The sequence below is a fragment of the Thalassospira marina genome, from assembly GCF_002844375.1.
GTDB classification, from domain to species: Bacteria; Pseudomonadota; Alphaproteobacteria; order Rhodospirillales; family Thalassospiraceae; genus Thalassospira; species Thalassospira marina.
Genome location: NZ_CP024199.1, coordinates 3,679,569 through 3,699,541 on the forward strand (window position 1 = coordinate 3,679,569; position 19,973 = coordinate 3,699,541).

Annotated in this window: 19 protein-coding genes; 9 read left to right on the forward strand and 10 right to left on the reverse strand. The window is 55.9% G+C overall.

The features are described from left to right. The first annotated feature begins 90 nt into the window (after positions 1-90). A complete protein-coding gene (locus tag CSC3H3_RS16785; RefSeq protein WP_101285577.1) occupies positions 91-2,748 on the forward strand; it encodes a DUF4175 domain-containing protein in 2,658 nt (885 codons plus the stop codon). A gap of 270 nt (positions 2,749-3,018) precedes the next feature. On the opposite strand, the gene CSC3H3_RS16790 is transcribed toward CSC3H3_RS16785, so the two are convergent. Beyond that, entirely contained in the window at positions 3,019-3,849 is an 831-nt protein-coding gene (locus CSC3H3_RS16790; RefSeq protein WP_101285578.1) for a DUF3426 domain-containing protein, read from the reverse strand. Between the two features lie 385 nt (positions 3,850-4,234). Here CSC3H3_RS16790 and ftsE point away from each other — a divergent pair, with 385 nt between their 5' ends. From ftsE to CSC3H3_RS16810, 4 genes are all read left to right on the forward strand, one after another. Further along, positions 4,235-4,918 carry a cell division ATP-binding protein FtsE gene (gene ftsE, locus CSC3H3_RS16795; RefSeq protein WP_101266509.1) on the forward strand — a complete coding sequence of 228 codons (684 nt, stop codon included), beginning with the start codon at positions 4,235-4,237 and terminating at the stop codon, positions 4,916-4,918. Positions 4,919-4,961: 43 nt separating this feature from the next. Then, on the forward strand, positions 4,962-5,864 hold the full coding sequence (locus CSC3H3_RS16800; protein ID WP_101285579.1) for a cell division protein FtsX: 903 nt from the start codon (positions 4,962-4,964) through the stop codon (positions 5,862-5,864). Between the two features lie 190 nt (positions 5,865-6,054). Beyond that, positions 6,055-6,918 (forward strand): YdcF family protein, encoded by an 864-nt coding sequence (locus CSC3H3_RS16805; protein WP_172963442.1) that lies wholly within the window; start codon positions 6,055-6,057, stop codon positions 6,916-6,918. Between the two features lie 110 nt (positions 6,919-7,028). Further along, positions 7,029-7,850: a lysophospholipid acyltransferase family protein gene (locus tag CSC3H3_RS16810; protein ID WP_101266513.1), complete on the forward strand. Its 822-nt coding sequence runs from the start codon at positions 7,029-7,031 to the stop codon at positions 7,848-7,850. Positions 7,851-8,035: 185 nt separating this feature from the next. Here the strand turns inward: CSC3H3_RS16810 and CSC3H3_RS16815 are convergent, their stop codons facing one another. The 6 genes from CSC3H3_RS16815 to CSC3H3_RS16840 all read right to left on the reverse strand — a co-directional run bounded on the left by CSC3H3_RS16815 (position 8,036) and on the right by CSC3H3_RS16840 (position 13,890). Then, positions 8,036-8,998 carry a DMT family transporter gene (locus CSC3H3_RS16815; protein WP_101285580.1) on the reverse strand — a complete coding sequence of 321 codons (963 nt, stop codon included), beginning with the start codon at positions 8,996-8,998 and terminating at the stop codon, positions 8,036-8,038. Positions 8,999-9,085: 87 nt separating this feature from the next. Further along, complete coding sequence (locus tag CSC3H3_RS16820) at positions 9,086-9,661, reverse strand: gamma-glutamylcyclotransferase (protein ID WP_245881157.1); 576 nt, start codon at positions 9,659-9,661, stop codon at positions 9,086-9,088. 53 nt (positions 9,662-9,714) lie between these two features. After that, complete coding sequence (locus tag CSC3H3_RS16825; RefSeq protein ID WP_245881158.1) at positions 9,715-10,611, reverse strand: DMT family transporter; 897 nt, start codon at positions 10,609-10,611, stop codon at positions 9,715-9,717. A 254-nt stretch (positions 10,612-10,865) separates the two neighbouring features. Next, on the reverse strand, positions 10,866-11,864 hold the full coding sequence (locus CSC3H3_RS16830) for a prephenate/arogenate dehydrogenase family protein (protein ID WP_101285582.1): 999 nt from the start codon (positions 11,862-11,864) through the stop codon (positions 10,866-10,868). A gap of 1 nt (position 11,865) precedes the next feature. Beyond that, the gene (gene hisC, locus CSC3H3_RS16835) at positions 11,866-12,963 is read right to left on the reverse strand and encodes a histidinol-phosphate transaminase (protein ID WP_101266520.1); all 1,098 of its coding nucleotides are present in this window, start codon (positions 12,961-12,963) and stop codon (positions 11,866-11,868) included. A 36-nt stretch (positions 12,964-12,999) separates the two neighbouring features. Then, positions 13,000-13,890, reverse strand: a complete 891-nt coding sequence (locus CSC3H3_RS16840) for a chorismate mutase (RefSeq protein ID WP_101286285.1) — start codon at positions 13,888-13,890, stop codon at positions 13,000-13,002. Positions 13,891-14,052: 162 nt separating this feature from the next. Between CSC3H3_RS16840 and metX the strand changes: the two genes are divergently transcribed. From metX to CSC3H3_RS16860, 4 genes are all read left to right on the forward strand, one after another. After that, positions 14,053-15,210 (forward strand): homoserine O-acetyltransferase MetX, encoded by a 1,158-nt coding sequence (gene metX / locus CSC3H3_RS16845; RefSeq protein WP_101285583.1) that lies wholly within the window; start codon positions 14,053-14,055, stop codon positions 15,208-15,210. 4 nt (positions 15,211-15,214) lie between these two features. Further along, a complete protein-coding gene (gene metW / locus CSC3H3_RS16850) occupies positions 15,215-15,877 on the forward strand; it encodes a methionine biosynthesis protein MetW (protein ID WP_101266524.1) in 663 nt (220 codons plus the stop codon). A 141-nt stretch (positions 15,878-16,018) separates the two neighbouring features. After that, positions 16,019-16,936: a hypothetical protein gene (locus CSC3H3_RS16855; RefSeq protein ID WP_157831941.1), complete on the forward strand. Its 918-nt coding sequence runs from the start codon at positions 16,019-16,021 to the stop codon at positions 16,934-16,936. Between the two features lie 59 nt (positions 16,937-16,995). Beyond that, positions 16,996-17,286, forward strand: coding sequence for a hypothetical protein (locus CSC3H3_RS16860; protein ID WP_101285585.1), 291 nt, complete (start codon positions 16,996-16,998; stop codon positions 17,284-17,286). A gap of 81 nt (positions 17,287-17,367) precedes the next feature. Here the strand turns inward: CSC3H3_RS16860 and CSC3H3_RS16865 are convergent, their stop codons facing one another. The 3 genes from CSC3H3_RS16865 to CSC3H3_RS16875 form a co-directional block, all read right to left on the reverse strand. Next, positions 17,368-17,817, reverse strand: a complete 450-nt coding sequence (locus CSC3H3_RS16865) for a molybdenum cofactor biosynthesis protein MoaE (RefSeq protein WP_101285586.1) — start codon at positions 17,815-17,817, stop codon at positions 17,368-17,370. Positions 17,818-17,837: 20 nt separating this feature from the next. Further along, entirely contained in the window at positions 17,838-18,389 is a 552-nt protein-coding gene (pgsA, locus tag CSC3H3_RS16870) for a CDP-diacylglycerol--glycerol-3-phosphate 3-phosphatidyltransferase (protein ID WP_101266706.1), read from the reverse strand. Positions 18,390-18,559: 170 nt separating this feature from the next. Further along, positions 18,560-19,873, reverse strand: coding sequence for a uracil-xanthine permease family protein (locus CSC3H3_RS16875; protein WP_101285587.1), 1,314 nt, complete (start codon positions 19,871-19,873; stop codon positions 18,560-18,562). Positions 19,874-19,973 lie beyond the last annotated feature (100 nt).

Sequence of the window (19,973 nt, forward strand, 5' to 3'; positions counted from 1 at the left end):
TTGCATGACTTCACACGGTCTTTGCTTGACCTTAAGTATTAGCGGTCCAAACTGGATAACAGGATCCACGACAGGGCCTTTTGCGTGAATATGTTGGTCACTTCCGCCCGGCTGGAACGCCGGCTGAAAATTGCGCGTCACATTCTGACGTGGGAACGGGTGTGGCCACGCCTGATCCCCGTACTGGCCATTATTGCAACCGTTTTTGGCCTGGCCCTGACGGGTATTCTCGCCCATTTGCCGCCGCTGGTTCATATTGGCATTCTGGCACTGGCCTTTGTTGGCATTGGTGTGTGTGCAGCCTTTGTCTGGCGCGCCCTGCGGACACCGGGCGCCATTGATGTGATGGCGCGACTGGAGGCCGAAAACAACCTGCGCCACACCCCGATCCAAAGCCAGCTTGATGCGATTGCCCCAACCGAAGATGCCCTGACATCCTATTTATGGCAGCGGCAATTGCGCATCAACGAGGCCAGCACCGACAATTTGCGCCTGCCGCGCCCACGTGCCGTTCTGGCAAAGATGGACCCGTTCGGGCTAAGTGTTATTCCTGTATTGCTGTTATTTGTCGGCATCCTGAGCGCACATGGCAAATATGCCGACCGCCTTGTCACCGCCTTTGACCCGATCAGCCGTTTGGGCACCGCACGCTTTGCCACCAGCCTGTGGATCACGCCACCGGCCTATACCGGCAAAATCCCCCGCACCATCGACCCCACGCGTGAACGCAACATCATTTATGTGACGGCACTTGAAACCGGGCTGGGTGCCAATAACCGCACGAGTGCGACCTGGAATGGTACTGGCACGGCAGAGCGCGATTACGGATTTGGCAGCACACCGGATGGCAACAGCACCGTCACCGGCACAGAACGCGATAACAATGCCAGTGCAGGCACCAGCGCCAATAACGGCGATACCGGCAACGGGGATGCGGACGGTACGGCTAACCAGCGTGTGCGCTTGCGCGTGCCTGCGGGCACCATTTTGTCTGGCAGCATCACCAGCGCGTGGGAACCGACCCTTATTTCGCCAGACGGCCATGAACGCGCCTTTGGCGAGGAAAATGGCAACAATACCTATACCATTTCAACGCCGTTGGATTTGCCCGGTGAATGGAATGTCACAGTATGGGGCACCAGCCGCCTGACCCTGACCGTTGATATCATCCCCGATCTGCCACCGATTTTGGCGTTTGTCGCGCCGCCAAGTGCCACCAAGCGCGACCATGTGCATCTGGATTATATCGCCAATGATGATTATGGCCTGCGCAAGCTGGCACTGGTGATCAGCCCGCGGCTGGAGGCATCGCCCGCCGGGGTTTATGGCAAAACCGATGATATCACCATCAATCTGACCGGCCCGCTGGATGGCAATAGCGACGATAACGTCAAATCAGCCAGCCATGCCCGCGATACGCAGCCTTTGGATGACACAGCCCCGGTGGTCAATAACCTGCACGGTCCCTATTTTTTAAATCTGGTTGATCATGCCTGGGCGGGCCTGCCGGTGAATTTGCAACTGGTAGCAGTGGATAATGCCGGGCAAAGTGCCAAAAGCGAAATCCAGTCCATGGTGTTGCCGGAACGCGAATTTACCCACCCGGTGGCGCGCAAGCTGATTGATATTCGCAAATTCCTGCTGCGCTATCCCGAACGGGCGCGCGAATGGCGCGACAACCTTTATCCCGTGTTAAATGCCCCGCAGGCCTATGGCGGCGATATTGGTGTATTTCTGGGGTTATCCGTGGCAACAGCGCGGCTATCGGCCCATCTGGACGACATTGCCTATCACCATAATGTCGGCGACCTGTTGTGGCATATCGCCGAGGAAATCGAACGCGGCCAATATGGCCTTGCCGAACGCAACCTGATCGATGCCGAAGAAAAACTGCTTGAGGCGCTATCGAACCCCGATATCAGCGAACAGGAAATTTCCGACCTGATTGAACGTTACCGCCAGGCATTAAACGAATATATGTCGGCCCTGGCACAGCAGGACCAACCACAGCGCGATCAAAACGCCCCGCAGGGCAAAATGATCGAACAGCAGGACCTGTCGCGCGTGATTGACCAGATAAGTGCTTTGATGCGGTCAGGTGCCCGCAATGATGCCCGCAACCTGATCGAACAATTGCGCCAGCTGGTCGAAAACATGCAGGTCAGCACCGATGGCCAAGGCCAGGAGATTACCCGTCCGCTGCGCCAGATGCTTGATGGTATGCGCGATCTGGCGCGACGCCAGCAGGAACTGATGGATCAGGGCGATCAGCGCAACAATGATGTTCCCAGCAGCCAGGACCGCGCACAAACCCAGCAGCAGCTTTCTGACGATGCCAGTGCACTGACGAAAAATGAAAGTTTTGATCGTTTTGGTCAAAGCAGCGGCCTGCAAAGCGCCATTGATGCCATGACCCGCGCCTCCGAGGCGCTAGCCCATGGCCGCCAGCACGAAGCCCTGCAACAACAGCAGCAGGCCCTGCAAAGCCTGCGCGAGGGTATTGGCGCATTGGGTCAGGCGCTGGAAGGGCTAAGCAAAATGATGCCAATGTTTGATGAAATGGGCACATCAGGCCAGCGCGACCCGCTGGGTCGCCCGGTGGATGGCAGCAATGGCACCAACATCCCTGATGCCGATACCCTTAATCAGACCTGGCGTATCCTGCAGGAATTGCGCCGCCGTTCCAGCGACCCGGAACGCCCGAAAATCGAACATGATTATATCGATCGGTTGCTAAAACGCTTTTAACGTCTGCCCGATCTGATCACTTTATCACCCCCCGGTACGCGTACTGCTACGGTGGGCGCATCATAGCCAGGTGCATAAACGGTAACGGCGCGTGACAAAATCTCCCGCTGCTTCCAATGGCACGGCATGGCTCATTTGTGCTGCCGGAAAACGTAGGTATTTTCACCCTTCCCTAACCGGCACGATCCCTTCACAACCATACCAGATAAAACAAAACAGGCGGCCCGATGGACCGCCTGCCTTTGAATGCGCGATATAAGCGCAAAAACCTTATTGATCGACGGCTTCACGCGGGTCAAGGAAGGTGACCTGAAGGCGCGTTGCTGTCGGGTTCGGTTTGCGGATTTTGGTTTCCACATTCAGGGTTTTGCCAACCGGCAAAATCTGTTCCTGGATCGGCATGCCCGGTTCGGTCTGCGCGGCTTCCTGATCGTAAATCAGGGCGACCTTTTTGCGCTGAACCACACGATCAAGCGGATCAAGCAGTTCGATCAGCAAATAGGGAAGCGGGCGGTCAATGCTGCTGACATTGACGATTTCCGCACGTACCACCAGCACATCAACGCCGTCTTCTTCTTCACGGGTTGGTGGCATTTCCTTGATATCAAGGCCTTCGCCCACATGCGGCACTTCAAGCCCGACCATGGAATAAACCTTGGCAATCGGCGGCCACAAAGTGATCAGCGTGTCCTTGGCAAAAAAGGCCCCGGCGCCAACACCTGCAATGATCAGAATCAGAACGATCCAGCCGATAATGCCCTTTTTCGATTTCGGGGCAGCATCGTCATTATTTGCCAGTTGCCGCGGAAAGGGCGGCGGATCGGGAATACGGTCAGCCCCTTCAAACCCGGCATCAACATCGCCATCATACTGGCTGCTGCCAAAATCGTTGCTTTGGGACATGGCATCGTCAAAGGATGACGGTGCTGCTTCCCGTGCTGGCGATGGTGCCGGCGCAGCCGGTGCGGCAGGTTTCCCCCCCGGAGGATCCTGATGCCAGCTGTTGCCGCAATTTTTGCAGCGTACAGTTCTGCCTTTCGGGCCAATTGACTCGGCCTTTACAGAGTATTTTTTAGAACATTCTGGGCAAGTTATGATCATTGCAAACCTGGCATATAGCTGTCAGCAGCTGGAATTCCAAAGCTAGGGATACAGTAAAAACAGCCGACGAACACCCCCGCTTTTCGTCGCCCTATACTATATGTAAATAGCGCCGATTTAACAGACTGTTAAGCAAAGATAACAGAAGCTCGCCCCGGCGGGGAATAAACTGCGCTCAGGATCACATGTTGCAGGGGCAAAACACGCCTTCGGCCGATAATTTTTTATGTTAAAACAGGGCGGTGTCCCAAATTGCCGGGCGTTGATTTGCATATCCACGCATTTTTAAGGCATTTTCGGATATAAGCCCGTCTGTGCCATTATATTTGTGGGCATCGCCCACAGCCCGGCCAGATGGCCCCTTTTCGCAGTCAGGAGGACGCAGGTGAACGAAGTCGTCAGTTTCCGCAATGTCGGGGTCCGGTATGAATCGGGGCCGGAAGTTCTGCGTGAACTGAATTTTTCCCTGACACGCGGTAGTTTCCACTTTCTGACCGGGGCATCGGGTGCGGGCAAATCCACGCTGATGCGCCTGCTTTATCTGGCACTGCGCCAGACACGCGGCGAAATTACCATTTTTGGCCGCGACAATATTCGCATCCCGCGCGAGGAATTACCGGCGATCCGGCGCAAAATTGGCGTGGTGTTTCAGGATTTTCGCCTGATCAACCATTTGACCACCTTTGAAAATGTTGCCCTGCCGTTACGTGTTGCCGGGGTCGAGGATTTGCAGATCCGCAAAAACGTGACCGAACTTCTGGAATGGGTGGGCCTTGGCGACCAGATCAACGCGGTGCCATCGCGCCTGTCAGGCGGGCAGCAGCAGCGCGTTGCCATTGCGCGCGCCGTGATCAGCCGCCCGGCCCTGCTGCTGGCCGATGAACCAACAGGCAATGTCGATGACCGCATCGCCATGCGCCTGCTGTACCTGTTCGAAGAACTCAACAAGCTGGGCACCACCGTATTGATCGCCACCCATAACCGCCACCTGATCCGCCGGTTCGGGCACAAACACTGGCTGCTTGAAGGTGGCACCATCCACGACCTTGACCATCGCCCGCAGGCTTAGGCACAGACTGACCAAGACCCAAAACAGGAAATAACCAGGCATTATGGCATTCCGTTCACGTCCCTCGCATTTGCCCCTTGAGAACGACTCCTCAAGCCGGTTTTTGCCCAGTATCGTTGCGCTGATGGTGGCATTGCTGACATTTTCGATTGTCGGCCTTGCCGTACTGCACGATACCGTGGGGCGCTGGGCCAGCCAGATCGATGGCAGCCTGACCATTCAGGTGCCGCCAACCGGCCTGTCGCAGCTTGAACCCGACCAGCGCGAAGCAGCCCTTGAAGACCGGGTGCAGTCGATCATTGATGCCGTAACCGGCCAGCCCGGTGTTGCCCGCATTGCCGAGCTAAGCCCCGATAAAATGGCGGAACTGCTGGAGCCATGGCTGGGCCCCAATGAAATGATCAGCGATTTGCCGATCCCGCGTATCATTGAAATCACACCGGAAAGCGGTTTTGATTTCAGCGTGCTTGAAGCGACTGTTTCGCGCACTGCGCCGGAAGCCGTGCTTGATGACCACCGCATCTGGCTGGAACGCATCAGCGATGTTGCCGTTTCGGTGGAAATGGCGCTGATCGCGCTGATTGGCGTTTTGTTTGCCGCCACCATCCTGTCGGTGTTTTTTGCCACCCGTTCGGGCCTGTCCATTCACCGGTCCATCATCGAATTGCTGCATCTGATTGGCGCGGCCGATGGCTATATTGCCAGGCAGTTTGCCCGCCATACCATGCGCCTGGCCTTTTTGGGCAGCCTGATTGGCATTGGCATTGCCCTGCCGGTTTCCATACTGATTGGCTATCTTGGCCTGCGTGCCGGATGGCAAATTCCCGAGAACCTGCATTTGCCGTTGTTTTTTGTGCTGGTGCTGATGGTGCCTGTGGCGATTTCAACGGTTGCCTGGTTCACCGCCAAGCGCACGGTGCTGCGGGTGTTACGGCGGATGCTATAAGCACAACATTGATTTTATGTTGTTTTATCCCCTAAACTTTGCCCGCAAACCTGCCCTGCACCGGTAGACAACCCCACCCTGAATGTGCGTAAAGTACGCATCCTTGCCAAGCGACAATGATGTGTCCTGTGATTTGTAATGGGAGACCCCAAATGCGGCTGCGGCCCGGCGCCTCCAAAGGCATCGCGGAATGAAAAGAACCCGAACCGCCCCCCGAACGGTCCAGAACCGTCGTCGGTCGCGCCGCGCGCGTTTCCTGATTTCCACGCTGATCATGCTGGCTGTTGTCTGGACATTCGGCTTTTTCTGGTATGTCTCACAAATCCCGGACCGGGTGGCGAACCCCTATCAGAAAACCGATGCCATTGTCGTTTTGACCGGCGGCAGCGAACGGCTTAGCGAAGGTCGCCGCCTGCTTAATCGCCATCTGGCAAAAAAGCTTTTTATTTCCGGGGTCTATCGCGGGGTCGAGGTTGATGAACTGCTAAGTGCTGGCAATGCCGACCCGGACCTTGTCGCCTGCTGCATCGTTTTGGGCCACATTGCCGAAAACACACGTGGCAATGCCATTGAAACTGCCACATGGGTTTACAAACAGGGTTATCGCAGCCTGCGCATCGTTACGGCGAATTACCATATGCCGCGATCGCTGCTGGAATTCCACAATCTGATGCCCGATGTCGAAATTGTCGCCCATCCGGTTTTCCCGGAAAATGTCAAAGTCGATGACTGGTGGCGCTGGCCCGGAAGTGCCGCGCTGATTTCGAGCGAATATAACAAGTATCTGTTTGCAGCCCTGCGCAACAAAATACTGGAATGGTTCCCCGCAGCACGGCAAAGCCTGCCACCCGCGCCGGATGAAAAGCCCGATAATAACCAGCTTTCGGCGGCAAACCCGGTAAACCTGACGAACCCGAATTCTGGCGAGGCAGCCCTGCCGCAGCATGACGAAGACAATGCCGTTTTCATGCCCGCAACCGAACCATCTGTCGTGCCTTCTGCCCTGCCATCGACCCTGTCGTCTCCCCTGCCCGATCAGGCCGGGCGCGGTTAAAAACGGCAGGTACAAATGGCGGGATGCAAATGTGAAGCATTTGTTTCACATTGCCCCCAAAACACCCTAAAAGACCAAGACGCAATGTATATGGTTTGAAGGACGTAAAGATGAGCACAATTCGTGCCCTGATTTTCAACATCCTGTTTTTTGGCGGCACCGCGGTCGAGTGCCTTGTTCTGTGGCCGTTTCTGTTTTTTGGCCCGAAAATTGGCCAGAAGACCGGCCGTTTCTGGTGCAAATGGGTGCAGTGGCTGCTGAAATACACTGTCAAACTGGAACCGCGCGTGGTGGGTGAACAATACCTGCCCGAAGGGCCGTGCATTCTGGTTTCCAAACACCAGTCCGCTTGGGAAACCCTGACCTTCCATACCCTGTTGCATGACCCGGCCTATATCCTGAAAAAGGAACTGATCAAGATCCCGGTTTTTGGTCTTTTCCTTAAATATTCCGGCCAGATCCCGGTGGACCGTTCTGCCGGTGGGTCCGCGCTTAAAGAAATGATCAAGGGTGTTGACCGCGCATTGAAACGCGATGCCCGCGTCGTCATTTTCCCGGAAGGCACCCGCACCCCGCCGGGTTCGGACCGCCCCTATCACCCTGGCGTTTTTGCCCTTTACAAGGCATTTCCCAATGTCCCGATGATCCCGGTTGCGCTTAATTCCGGCATGTTCTGGGGCCGGGCGAAATTTATGAAATATAGCGGCAAGGTGACGCTGGAATACCTGCCACCGATGGAACCGGGGCTGGATCGCAAAACATTCATGCGCGAAATCAAACGCCGTATTGATGAACGCACCCGCGAGCTGGAAAAATTCGCCCAGACCGAATTCAACCTGCCTGCCCCGCCTGCAACCCCTGGCATTGATGATACACCGGCCCCTGCCAGCAACGCCGATACCACCGATAACAAAGGCCAGACACCGGCCTGAGCCGCGACCGGGTACAATCGGCACAACGCGACACCGCAAGGAAAAACACCCTGTGCCGCCCGGCACCACGCCAGTTACATTGCAAACAGGAAAAGGCTGGTCAGCATCCCCTGACCGGCCTTTTTCTTTTCCATCTACCCGCCTTTGCCAAATCATAAATCAGGACGGCAAAGCAGTATCAAACATCATTTTGCCGGGGCGGCGGCTGGTGCCGCCTCGCGCCGGGTTGCACGCCAGATGCCCACGGCAATCAGGGCAATGCCGCCCAGATGATAAAGATGCAGTTCTTCCCCCAGGAAGATAATGGCAAGTACGCTGGCAAAGGCCGGCATCAGATACAGGAACACACCGGCATTGGCGGCCCCCACCATACCAACCCCGCGATTCCAGAACAGATAGCCCAAAAAGGCCGGGCCTGCGCCGATATAGGCGATTTTCAGCATATCGGGCCATGCCGGGTCCAGCCGGGTGAAATAGGGATCACCGTTGACCAGGATGCTCCACAGATAGATCGGAAACAGATACACCAGCCCCACCACGATAGACCCGAAAATAAGGCTGAAGGGATGAATGCCGCGCGGCGCATATTTCAACAGCATCGAATAGGCCGCCCAGATCATTGCCGAAATCAGCGCAAACAGGTCGCCGGAAACAAAATCCATTTCCAGAAACACGTTGATGTCGCCCTTGGCAATGATCACCGCCGTCCCCAGCCCGGCCACCAGCACGCCAACCCACTGGGTCATGCGGGGTTTATCTGCCGTTAGCAGCGATGCAAACAGCAACACCCAGATCGGTGTGGTCGCATTCAAAAGGCCGGTATTGACCGCCGTTGTGTTATAGGCCGCCAGATAAATGGCAATGGTAAACAGAAATGTACCCGTCGTACCGATCAGGAAAATCGGCTTCCAGCCCTGGCGGATAAGCGGCCAGTCCCGGCGCAGATAGCGCAGGCAAACCGGTGTCAGCAACAAAAGTGCGACCATCCAGCGCCAGAAAGACAGAGCAGCCAAAGGCACCGTCGCATTCACACCGCGCGCCACCACATGGTTGGAGCCCCACATCAGCGCACAGGCGATCAGCAGGATATAGGCGATCATGGGAACGCCCCCGGCCTTGCCTGCTGCTGCTGAATTGACTTGTGACATTACCTTCCCCCAAGTGATGTGCCCCGGTGATGCTGTTCTGATCCGGGTTTATTTGGTTATTTCGTGTTGGCCTGCCCGGCCTTGCGGTTAAATACCGGCCCCCATATTGATCTCGCCATATTCGCGGCGGACCAGGTCCATCAGATCATGCAAAGGCGGGTCAACAATGCCCATCTGATCAAGATGAATGACGGTATTTTCCAGATATTCCAGATTTGGCCCAATACTGCCGTGTGCGGCAACAATAATTTCCACGGCCTCGCGCACGGGCAGGTTGCCCGCATATTGCTGATGGGTGGGATCGGCGACATAGGTATGGGCAATCACGTGGCGGCCATCGGCCAGTTCCACTTCCACGTCAGCGGGGATATAGGTGTTTGTCACCAGTTCGCGTTCATCAAGATAGGCTTTGACCTCGGGCCATTTTTCCGGCGCGATGCGAAAGGCATTACCAACACATTCGCCCCCGGCATTCAGGCCCAAAACCAGCCCCGGATTTTCCGGCGTGCCGCGATAGTGGTGCGAATAGATACAGAATGAACGGTGATAGCCGCGAAGCAGGGCGCGCGCACGTTCAACAAAATCAAAGCCTGGCCGCCATAACAGCGATCCATAGCCAAAAACCCACCTGTCCTGATTTTGTGTCCTGGTTTCGTCTGCCAACTGGTCTTCTCCGGTCATGATATGGCCGCGTTTTTGGTGCGCATGGGTGCAAACTAACGCTTTGCCATAACCAATGCCACCCCCAGTGCAGCAACACCAAACCCGGCCAGCCCGATAAAGCCGATATGTTCATCAAATAACAGCCACGCCAAAAAGGCCGCGGTTGGCGGCACCAGATAAAACATGCTGGCAACGCGGGTGGCTTCGCCCTGTTTGATCAAAACCATCAACAGCATGATCGCGCCAATGGACAGAACCAGCACCAGCCACGCCATGACCAGCACAAACTGCATCGTCCAGTCGATATGGAAACTTTCACCCGACAGCGTGGCAAACAGGGCCGCAACAATACTGGCCGCAACATATTGAATAACGGTGCCGGTACGCAGATCCATGCCGGTACAAAACCGTTTTTGATAAAGCGTGCCCGCCGTCATGCCCAGAAGGGCACCAACCGCCAGCAAAATACCCAATGCCGTAATGCCCGAACTGCCGCCAATTTTTGGCCCCAGCACCAGACCAACACCGACCAGCCCCAAAACCAGCCCCATCCATTGCCGGCGGGTCACATGTTCGCCCAGAAGTGCCCCCACGACCGATGCGGTTAAAACCGGCTGCATACCGACAATAAGGGCCGACAACCCCGCAGGCAGGCCATGGTCAATGGCGGCAAAAACCCCGCCCAGATAAATGCCATGCACCAGCATCCCGGCGACACCAATATGCAGGGCATCACGCAGGCGCGTGGGCCATTTGGCGCGCGTCAGCCACACCACAGGCACCATCAGGGCAATAACGATTAAAAACCGTGCCAGCAGGAAAACAAACGGTTCGGCATAGGGCAGGCCAAATTTCGCACCGACGAAACCCGTGCTCCATAAAAACACGAAGACAAACGGCATGAAGCGGGCAAAAGCCGGATGACTGGAAATCGTATTGGCCGACGCCATAATTCGCAATCCTGCTGGAAAATGCCGGAACCGGCAAAACCGGGATCATTCCCGGACGATAATCACCCCAAAGCGCCAGCCGATCCGCCCCTTGCCAGCCCCGCATTCAACCCGAGAGTTGGAAAATGAGGACCTTGGATGGTCAACGCCTTAAACGCGCGCTTTTGCGGGCATGATAGCCCGGTTCCCCAACCGGGCCAGCCCAAAGAAAACCCGCGAAAGAAAAGTTACTTTTCCATCGCGGGTTCATCATTCTAGTTTTTGGGCTCGGAAGCGGCGTCTGTCTTAACTTCTTTTGATTTCTTGCCTTTCTGGTCCGACTGGCGGTCTTCACCCTCGGCCGAGAAATTGGTGAAATACTGCCCGGCATCAACAATGCCACGGCGAATTTCACGGGTACGCGAAAACAGGTCAAACAGCTTGTCGCCCTCGCCCCAGCGAATGGCCCGCTGAAGCGCCATCAGGTCTTCCTGGAAACGGCCCAGAACCTCCAGCACGGCTTCGCGATTGTTTAAGAACACGTCACGCCACATGGTCGGGTCGGATGCGGCGATACGGGTAAAATCACGAAAACCGGTTGCCGAAAACTTGATGACTTCCTGGCGCATGGCTTCTTCAAGGTCAGTTGCCGTACCAACAATGGTATAAGCAATCAGGTGCGGCAAATGCGACGTGATGCCTAAAACACGATCATGATGATCGGCATCCATGCATTCAACACGCATCCCACAGGCTTCCCACAGGGCCTGGACTTTGGCATTGGCGGCATCGGGAACACCGGGAATGGGTGTCAAAATACACCAGCGCCCTTCAAACAGTTCGGGAAAGCCCGCATCAGGACCGGAATGTTCCGTCCCGGCCAGCGGATGGCCGGGAACGAAATGCACGCCTTCGCCCAGATGCGGGGCAATATCGCGAATAACGGCCTGTTTGACCGACCCGACATCAGAAACGATGCAGCCCGGCTTCAAATGGCCTTCAAGCTGCTGGCCGACGGTTTCATTCACCCCGACCGGCACGCACAGCATGACAAGGTCCGCGTCTTCGACGGCTGAAGCAATGTCGCAATAGGCATAATTGGCAATGCCAAGTTCCAGAACCCGGTCACGGGTGGCTTCGGAACGCACGGCACAGCTAATGGAACCAGCAAGGCCGTCGCGGATCATGCGACGCGCCATGGAAGAACCAATAAGGCCCATGCCAATAAATGCAACTTTGTCAAACAGCGGGGTCGTCGATACGGAACTGGTCATTTTAATTCGCTATAAAATCTTTAATTGTCTGCAGACAGATCTGCATTTCTTCCTGGGTGCCAATGGAAATACGCAACATTTGCGGCAGGCCATAAGCACCGATTTTGCGCGGGATCACACCACGCGCCATCATGAATTCGTTCGCGGCATCGGCGTTTTTGCCTTCAACCTGCGGGAATTCAACCAGCACGAAGTTGCCATAGGATGGATGCGCTTTCAGGTCCGAAAGTTTGTTGATTTCCTCGCGGAACCATTCACGGGTTTCCGCATTGTGGCGCACGCAGGCATCAACAAAATCATCATCTTCAAGCGCAGCAACACCGGCTTCCTGCGAGGGCAGGCCCACATTGAACGGGTTGCGCAGGCGCTGCAACACATCGGCAATGGCAGGCGGTGCATAACACCAGCCCAGACGGATCCCGCCCAGACCATAAATCTTGGAGAAGGTGCGCGTCATAACGGTGTTGTTGCCAGCCGCCACCAGTTCGGCACCAGCGGTGTAATCTTCCTGGCCGGTCATGAATTCGGCATAGGCGGCATCCACTACCAGCACGATATCTTCGCGCAGGCCTTCACGCAGGCGTGCAACCTCGGCCGAGGTAATATAGGTCCCCGTCGGGTTGTTGGGGTTGGCGACGAACACGATTTTGGTTTTTTCGGTCACGGCGGCCAGGATGGCATCAACACTGGTGGTCATGTTGGTTTCGGCAGCCGTTACCGGCACCGCACCCACGCCCTTGGCCGCGATGGGATACATCAAAAAGCCATGCTGCGAATAAAGCACCTCGTCGCCTGGCCCGGCATAGGCACGGATCAAAAGCGTGATCAATTCGTCAGAACCGGCACCACAAACGATCTGGTCAAATTCCAGGTCATATTTTTCAGCCAGTTTCGCGCGCAGAAGGTCACACCCGCCATCGGGATATCGATGCAGTTTTGCCGCCGATTTCTGCAGTGCTTCGATGGCCTTGGGGCTGGGGCCAAGCGCGCCTTCGTTGGACGAAAGCTTGATCACGCGGGCAGCACCCGCACTGCTGGATTTGCCACCAACATAAGGGGCGATATCAAGAATACCGGGACGGGGGGTGGGCGCAGTCATAACAGGAAACTCCCTGGGGAAATATTCGTATGGTCGTTACATTTCGTCGGCCGGAATGGGCACGCCATAGGCGCCCAATACCCGCACATCACCACATTTCAAACCGTGATCCAAAAGGGTGCTTCGAAAATTTTCGCCCTGATTACAAAGGAATCCGGCAACATCAACAAGGACAAAACAGTGGTTTTCGGCCTCGGGCGTGAAAACGCCAAGGATTGCCGAACCGGGGCTGGCTTTGGCAAAATCTTTGCGCAAGGTGGCCTCGTCACCGGGCTGTTCCACCTTTACGACAAACAGGGTGCGGTCATCACCGCTTTCCTCAAGCTCGATTGCGGCCAGAACAAACCCTTCGGTATCTTCGCCGCGGCCAACCGGCCGGCCGCCAAAGGGCAGTTTGGAAACCACACGCACCGCACTTTCCTGCGCAATCAGCGGCCACCAGGAATGGCCTTCGCCGGGCACGGGGGCGGGAAAAACACCCACAGCCGCCCGGCCATCTTCCAGCGCGTGGATGGCTTCAAGCTGGCTGTCAAATTCGATAATTTCGTTGAGGCAGCCAAAATTAAGGCGTGCAAGTTCCCAGCAATCCTGCCCGTCGGCATCACGGCACAGCGCAACGGTATAGGGTGCTTCAAGACGGGTGCCCGCGGCAATCAGTTCCCGCCAGATCTGGATCAGTGCGGTTTTGGGAAAGGCACCATCATGGCTGCGCACAAGGTTACGCATGATCCGCGCCTCGCGCGCCGGGCGATAGGGCACACGCACCTTGCTGCCCTGTGCGATCTGGCGGTCCTTGAACGCGCCAACCGCCTGCACCACGCGGGTACGGCGAATGATCAGGTCATGCATGGCCCGGTCAATCTCGTCGATTTCCGCCCGCAACCCGTTAAGGTCAAGATTTGCCAATTTTTCGTCGATTTGCGCCATGATCCACTCTTTTGCCAAACGGCGCTCAGTTTTAGGGAACTGCCCGGCATTTGCAAAGAAAAGATTGACTAAAAGCATGCCTGTTCCTAACTGGAACAAACAAAAAAGGCGGAAGTGCCGTTTGCGCCCCCGCCACTGCCCGTGCAAAGGAATACAGCGTCCATGTCCATTCCCGCCCCTGTTTCGCGCCGCGCCCTGCCTGGCCATCAGATTGTGCTGGGGGATCGCGACAAGCTGCGCCTTGATAGCGGTATTGAATTTGGCCCCTTTACCCTTGCCTATCAGACCTATGGCGAACTGAATGCCGATAAATCAAACGCCATTCTGGTGTGTCATGCCCTGACCGGCGACCAGTATGTAGCCGATGATGTGCACCCGATTACCGGCAAGGAAGGCTGGTGGCGCGCCATTGTTGGCCCCGGCAAGATCATCGATACCGAAAAATACTTCATCATCTGTACCAATGTGATTGGCGGCTGCCTTGGCAGTACCGGCCCCAAGGAAATCAACCCGGAAACAGGCAAACCCTGGGGCCTTGATTTTCCCGTCATCACCATTGGCGACATGGTGCGTGCCCAAACCATGCTGATTGACCATTTCGGCATCGACAGCCTGTTTGCCGTTATTGGCGGGTCAATGGGCGGCATGCAGGTTCTTGAATGGTGCAAAAGCTATCCGGAGCGCGTTTTCGCCGCCGCACCGATTGCCACATCCTATCGACATTCGGCGCAAAACATCGCCTTTCACGAAGTTGGCCGCCAGGCCGTGATGGCCGACCCGGACTGGTGCGGGGGCAATTACCTGCTGGAAGGCAAAAAACCCGCCCGTGGTTTGGCGGTCGCACGTATGACAGCACATATCACCTATCTGTCCGAACCGGTACTGCATCGCAAATTTGGCCGCAAGCTGCAAAACCGTGGCGGCATTACCTACAGCTTCGATCATGATTTCCAGGTCGAAAGCTATTTGCGCCATCAGGGCAAATCCTTTGTCGACCGGTTTGATGCCAACAGTTACCTCTATATCACCCGCGCGATGGATTATTTTGACCTGTCGGTGGAATTTGATGGCCGCCTGGCAGAGGCCTTTCGTGGGTCCAACACCCGGTTCTGCGTGATTTCATTTTCATCGGACTGGTGCTTTACCACCGCCGAAAGCCGCCGGCTGGCCCATGCCCTTAATGCGGCATCGTGCAATGTAAGCTGTGTTGAAATCGAAAGTGACAAGGGCCACGACGCCTTTTTGCTCGACGAACCCGATTTTCACATGGTCCTGAGCGGCTTTATCGAGGGGGCCGCCGAAGCGCGCGGACTGAAATAACATCATGACACAGACACCCAATCAGGGCGCGGTTAACGCGCCTTCGGCCACACCGTCCGACCGTATCCGCGTTGATTTGCAGTTGATTGCCGACATGGTCGAACCGGGCACGCGCGTGCTTGATATCGGCTGTGGTGATGGCGAATTGCTGGGATATCTTAAACGCACCAAAAATGTCGATGGTCGCGGGCTTGAACTTTCCAACGAAGGGGTGCGCAATTGCGTGGCACAGGGCCTGCCGGTCATGCAGGGCGATGCCGATCGCGACCTGCTGGATTACCCCAATGGGGCCTTTGATTACGCAATCCTTAGCCAGACCCTGCAGGCCACCAACCGCCCGCGCGAAGTGCTGGGCGAATTGCTGCGTATTGGCCGCAAGGCGATTGTATCCTTCCCCAATTTCGGCCATTGGCGCGCCCGTTTTGATTTGATGTTTCATGGCCGCATGCCGCAAAACCCCAACCTGCCGATCATGTGGTATGAAACCCCGAACATCCATTTCTGCACCGTGCGCGACTTTGTTGCGCTTTGCAAAGACATGGATCTGGTGATCGAACGGTCAATGGTCCTGAATGAAAGCGGATCGAAGGTCAGCCTTGGCAGCCATTCCGCCCTTGCCAATTTCTTTGGCAACCAGGCCCTGTTCATGCTGAGCAAAAAGGGCTAGGCACGCGCCCTTTCCTATTTTTCAAAGGCCCTGCTGGCAAATGTGCCGCAGGGCTTTTGCATGTTTGAAGCTGCCCCCACGGTTCACAAATGCCCCCTGCCCCCGTCAGCAAGGCAATGAATGCAAACCGGGGAGATCAGGGTGCAAAACACCATCATCAAAAAATGCGGCCAGCGCGGCATGGTGCTGCTGATGCTGGGCCTGCTGGCAGCATGTGCGCAAAAGGCGGATGCACTTAAACTTTCCGCCCATCAATTCAGCCTGGCAGCCGACAAAGCAATTACATCGCTTGATGACATGCGCACCGCCGAATTTGCCGCACCAACCCAAAGTACGGATGCACAGCAGGCGGAATTTATCGCTAATCTGAACGATTTTACCGGCACATTGACGGCCAGTAATATCCCTGTCCTGATAAATCCCGATGCCATCACCATCGACCCGGATGTGAACGCCAAATGGGAACAGGATATGGCGAACCTGCACAGCGATTATCAGCGCTTTGACGCCATCTTTACCGATATTGGCGAAGACGACCTGTTTGGTATTGGTGCGATCCACAAGGCGGGGCCAATCCTGCAAAAACTGCGCAGCCAGCTTGCGGCACTGGGCCAGACATTGGGCACAACCCCGCCGGTTTTTCTGGTCCGGCGAAATGCCCTGGTCGCAACGATCAACAAAATCCACAACGACAAAACCACCAGTGCGGATACCCGCACCGGCCAGATCAAGGCCTGGTGGCAACAATGGCAACAATTGCAGGCCGATGAACAGCAAAGCTATCAAACCGCCCTGCAGGATTTTGTCAGCGCAGGCCAGCTTGGCGCACAGTTGCAGGACCAGATCAGTAATTACAGCAAAATCAGCACGCAATCGGTGCTTAAGGACATTGATGACGGGCTGAATTTTGTTGCCGAAAACCGGGGATTGGGCATCAAACAGCTAAAACACAAGGCGGGCACCATGCTGTTGCAAACGCTGGCCGATCAGGAAATGGGTGCGGGAAATGCGGCGGCAAAAACGCTGCCTTCCGCCCAAAACAGCCCGGCAACGCAATAGCACGCAATCGGCACACCAACCTGCCCAGTCACCCAAATTGCCTTTAAATGGAGCCTTAAATGTCCGACCTGACCAACATGATTGCCGCTGCCATTGAAGCGTTCAATACCATCGACGCAAAATACCAAATGGCCGATATCAATACCCAAGCCAAACTTTCAGACACACGCAGCCAGGCCGCCACGGCCCTGGTAAAACTGCGTGACAAGCAGCTGGAACAGGATACCAGCATCAATGAAGCGGATATTGCGGAAATGAATCAGCTGACAGCGCAGATCAAGGACGGTGCAGCCTTGCAAAAGGATTTTGCGGATTTTTTAGGGATATTGGCAAAATACGTTGCCGTTTAGGACATTCCCCTAACGCCAGCACTGCGGGGCTGGCGGGAGCCGCCCCGATAAACCCGACTGAAAACAAAAGCAGATTTGGCGTTACCAGCGCTTTAAATCTGCTTCATCGCTTTGTTTGGCGGTGACCCATTTTTCACCGCTATCGGTTTCTTCACGTTTCCAGAAAGGCGCGCGGCTTTTCAGGAAATCCATGATGAAGTCACAGGCTTCAAATGCGGCCCGGCGATGGGCGGAAAGCGTAATCACCAGCACAATCCGTTCCCCGGCCAGCAAACGGCCAAAACGGTGAATGATGCGCACATCATCCAGCGGCCAGCGTTCGGCGGCATCTGCGGCAATTTTTTCAAGCTGGCGTTCGGTCATGCCGGGATAATGTTCCAGCGTCATCGCGCTAACGGCTTCATCCCCGGCGATATCGCGCACCAACCCAACAAAACTGACTGCCGCACCAATATCGGTTCGGCCTTCGGTCAGGGCTGCAAGCTCGAAACCGGGGTCGAAATCGTTTTGTTGAACCGTAATACGCGCCATATGCGCCCCCTGAAATACAATCAGTCCAGATGCTTAAGCCCGGTGCGCAGATAGATATAGCCCGTCTGCACCGTCACAATACCGGCAATCCACAGCAACACATCGCCGATCAGGATGGACGGAATCATTTCAGGCGAGGCATCCCCCACCAGCAAAAAGCCGATTGCCAAAATCTGGGCGGTTGTTTTCCATTTCGCAAGGACCGTAACGGGCAGTGGTACCTTCAATTCGGCCAGATGTTCGCGCAGGCCCGACACCATGATTTCGCGGCACATGATGACCACGGCAGGCAACACCGCCAAACCGGAAATACGGCCAAACGCCACCATCATCATCAGGGCCGCCGCCACCAGAAGCTTGTCGGCAATCGGATCAAGGAAACGGCCAAGTGGTGAAACCACATTCATGCTGCGCGCAAGATAGCCATCAAAAAAGTCGGTCACACCCGCAAAGGCAAACAGGGCAAACCCGATCCAGTTGCCTGCCGGTCCGTTGATATAGAATGATATCACCAATGCCGGAATCACGATGATGCGCGACAAAGTCAGCAGATTTGGAATCTGGTTTTTCATTAACGGGCCTGTATACGGATATTTGGGGCGTTCAAATGGATGATAACCACCCATCAGCGGGGCCAGCCGACCCCGGGACGCCCAATTAGTAAAGGCTTGCGCCTGCAACCACAAGGGCCGTGTTCATTTGCCATAAAACGAAAACACGGCCCTTGCAGCGAACATTAAATTCAGTCGTTTTCCGTGGCCTGCGCAGCGGCAAGATCCGCCTTGCCACGCCCGATGCTAAGCACCTGGTATAGAATAATCGCCGCCAGGGTTGCGGTGCCAATACCACCAATGGCAAAGCCACCCACATTGACGGTGAAATTACCGGCCCCGAAAATCAGGGTGATGCCCACGGTAAACAGGTTACGCGGATCGGAAAAATCAACCCGGTTATCGACCCACAAACGCACCATTGCCGCGGCAATCAGACCAAATACCGCAACACCAAGCCCCCCCAGCACCGGGGCAGGAATGGTATGAAGCAATGCACCAAATTTGGGCGAGAACCCCAGCAGGATGGCAATGATGGCTGCGATCACAAAGATCAGGGTTGAAAAGACGCGGGTAACCGCCATGACACCCATATTTTCAACATAGGTCGTCACCCCGGTCCCACCGCCGGACCCTGCCAGCATGGTTGCCAAACCATCGCCAACAAAACCACGGCCGATATAACGGTCCATATTCTGCTTTGTCATGCCGCCAATGGCCTTGATATGCCCAAGGTTTTCAGCCACCAGAATAAAGGCCACAGGGGCGATCATGACCATGGCAGAGCCTTCAAATCGCGGCGCGACGAAATTGGGCATCCCGAACCAGGCTGCCTGCGATAATTCGCTGAAATCAATGGCGGGCATCAGGCCCAAGCCGTTCCCCAGAACCAGAACCAGCAAATAGCCCAGTAAAATACCGGCGAGAATCGAAATACGGCGCAGCGCAATCGGCGCATAGACCGACACCAGCGCCACCGACAGCAGGGTTAGCAGGGACACCAGCATATGAATGCCGTTCCCGGAAATGCCGTTGATCCCGACCGGCGCCAGATTAAGGCCAATTGCCGCACCAACGGCCCCGGTTACCGCAGGCGGCATCAGTTTTTCAACCCAGCCGGTCCCCGTTGCCATCACGATTACGCCGATCAGCACATAGACCGCGCCTGCGGCAATAATACCGCCCAATGCCCCGCCAATATCGGGATTGGGGCCTGTGCCTGCATAGCCGGTAGCCGCAATCACCACCGCGATAAAGGCAAAGGACGACCCCAGATAGCTCGGTACACGCCCGGCAGTGCAGATAAAGAATATCAGCGTGCCGATACCGGAAAACAGAATGGCCAGATTGGGGTCAAACCCCATCAGCAGCGGCCCCAAAATGGTGGAGCCTGACATTGCCACCAGGTGTTGCAAGCCCAGCGGAAACATTGTTCCCCACGGCAGGCGTTGATCAGGCAGCACGGTAGAAGACCGGGTCAAAGACCAGGAAGGAAAATAGCGCATCTTTGGTAAGCCGATTTTTATGGACGTTTCGCGCGAAGGTGCCCTGCCACGGCAGCAAGACGCACCGGGTATCGCGCCCCTGACCGGAAAAAGCAAGGTC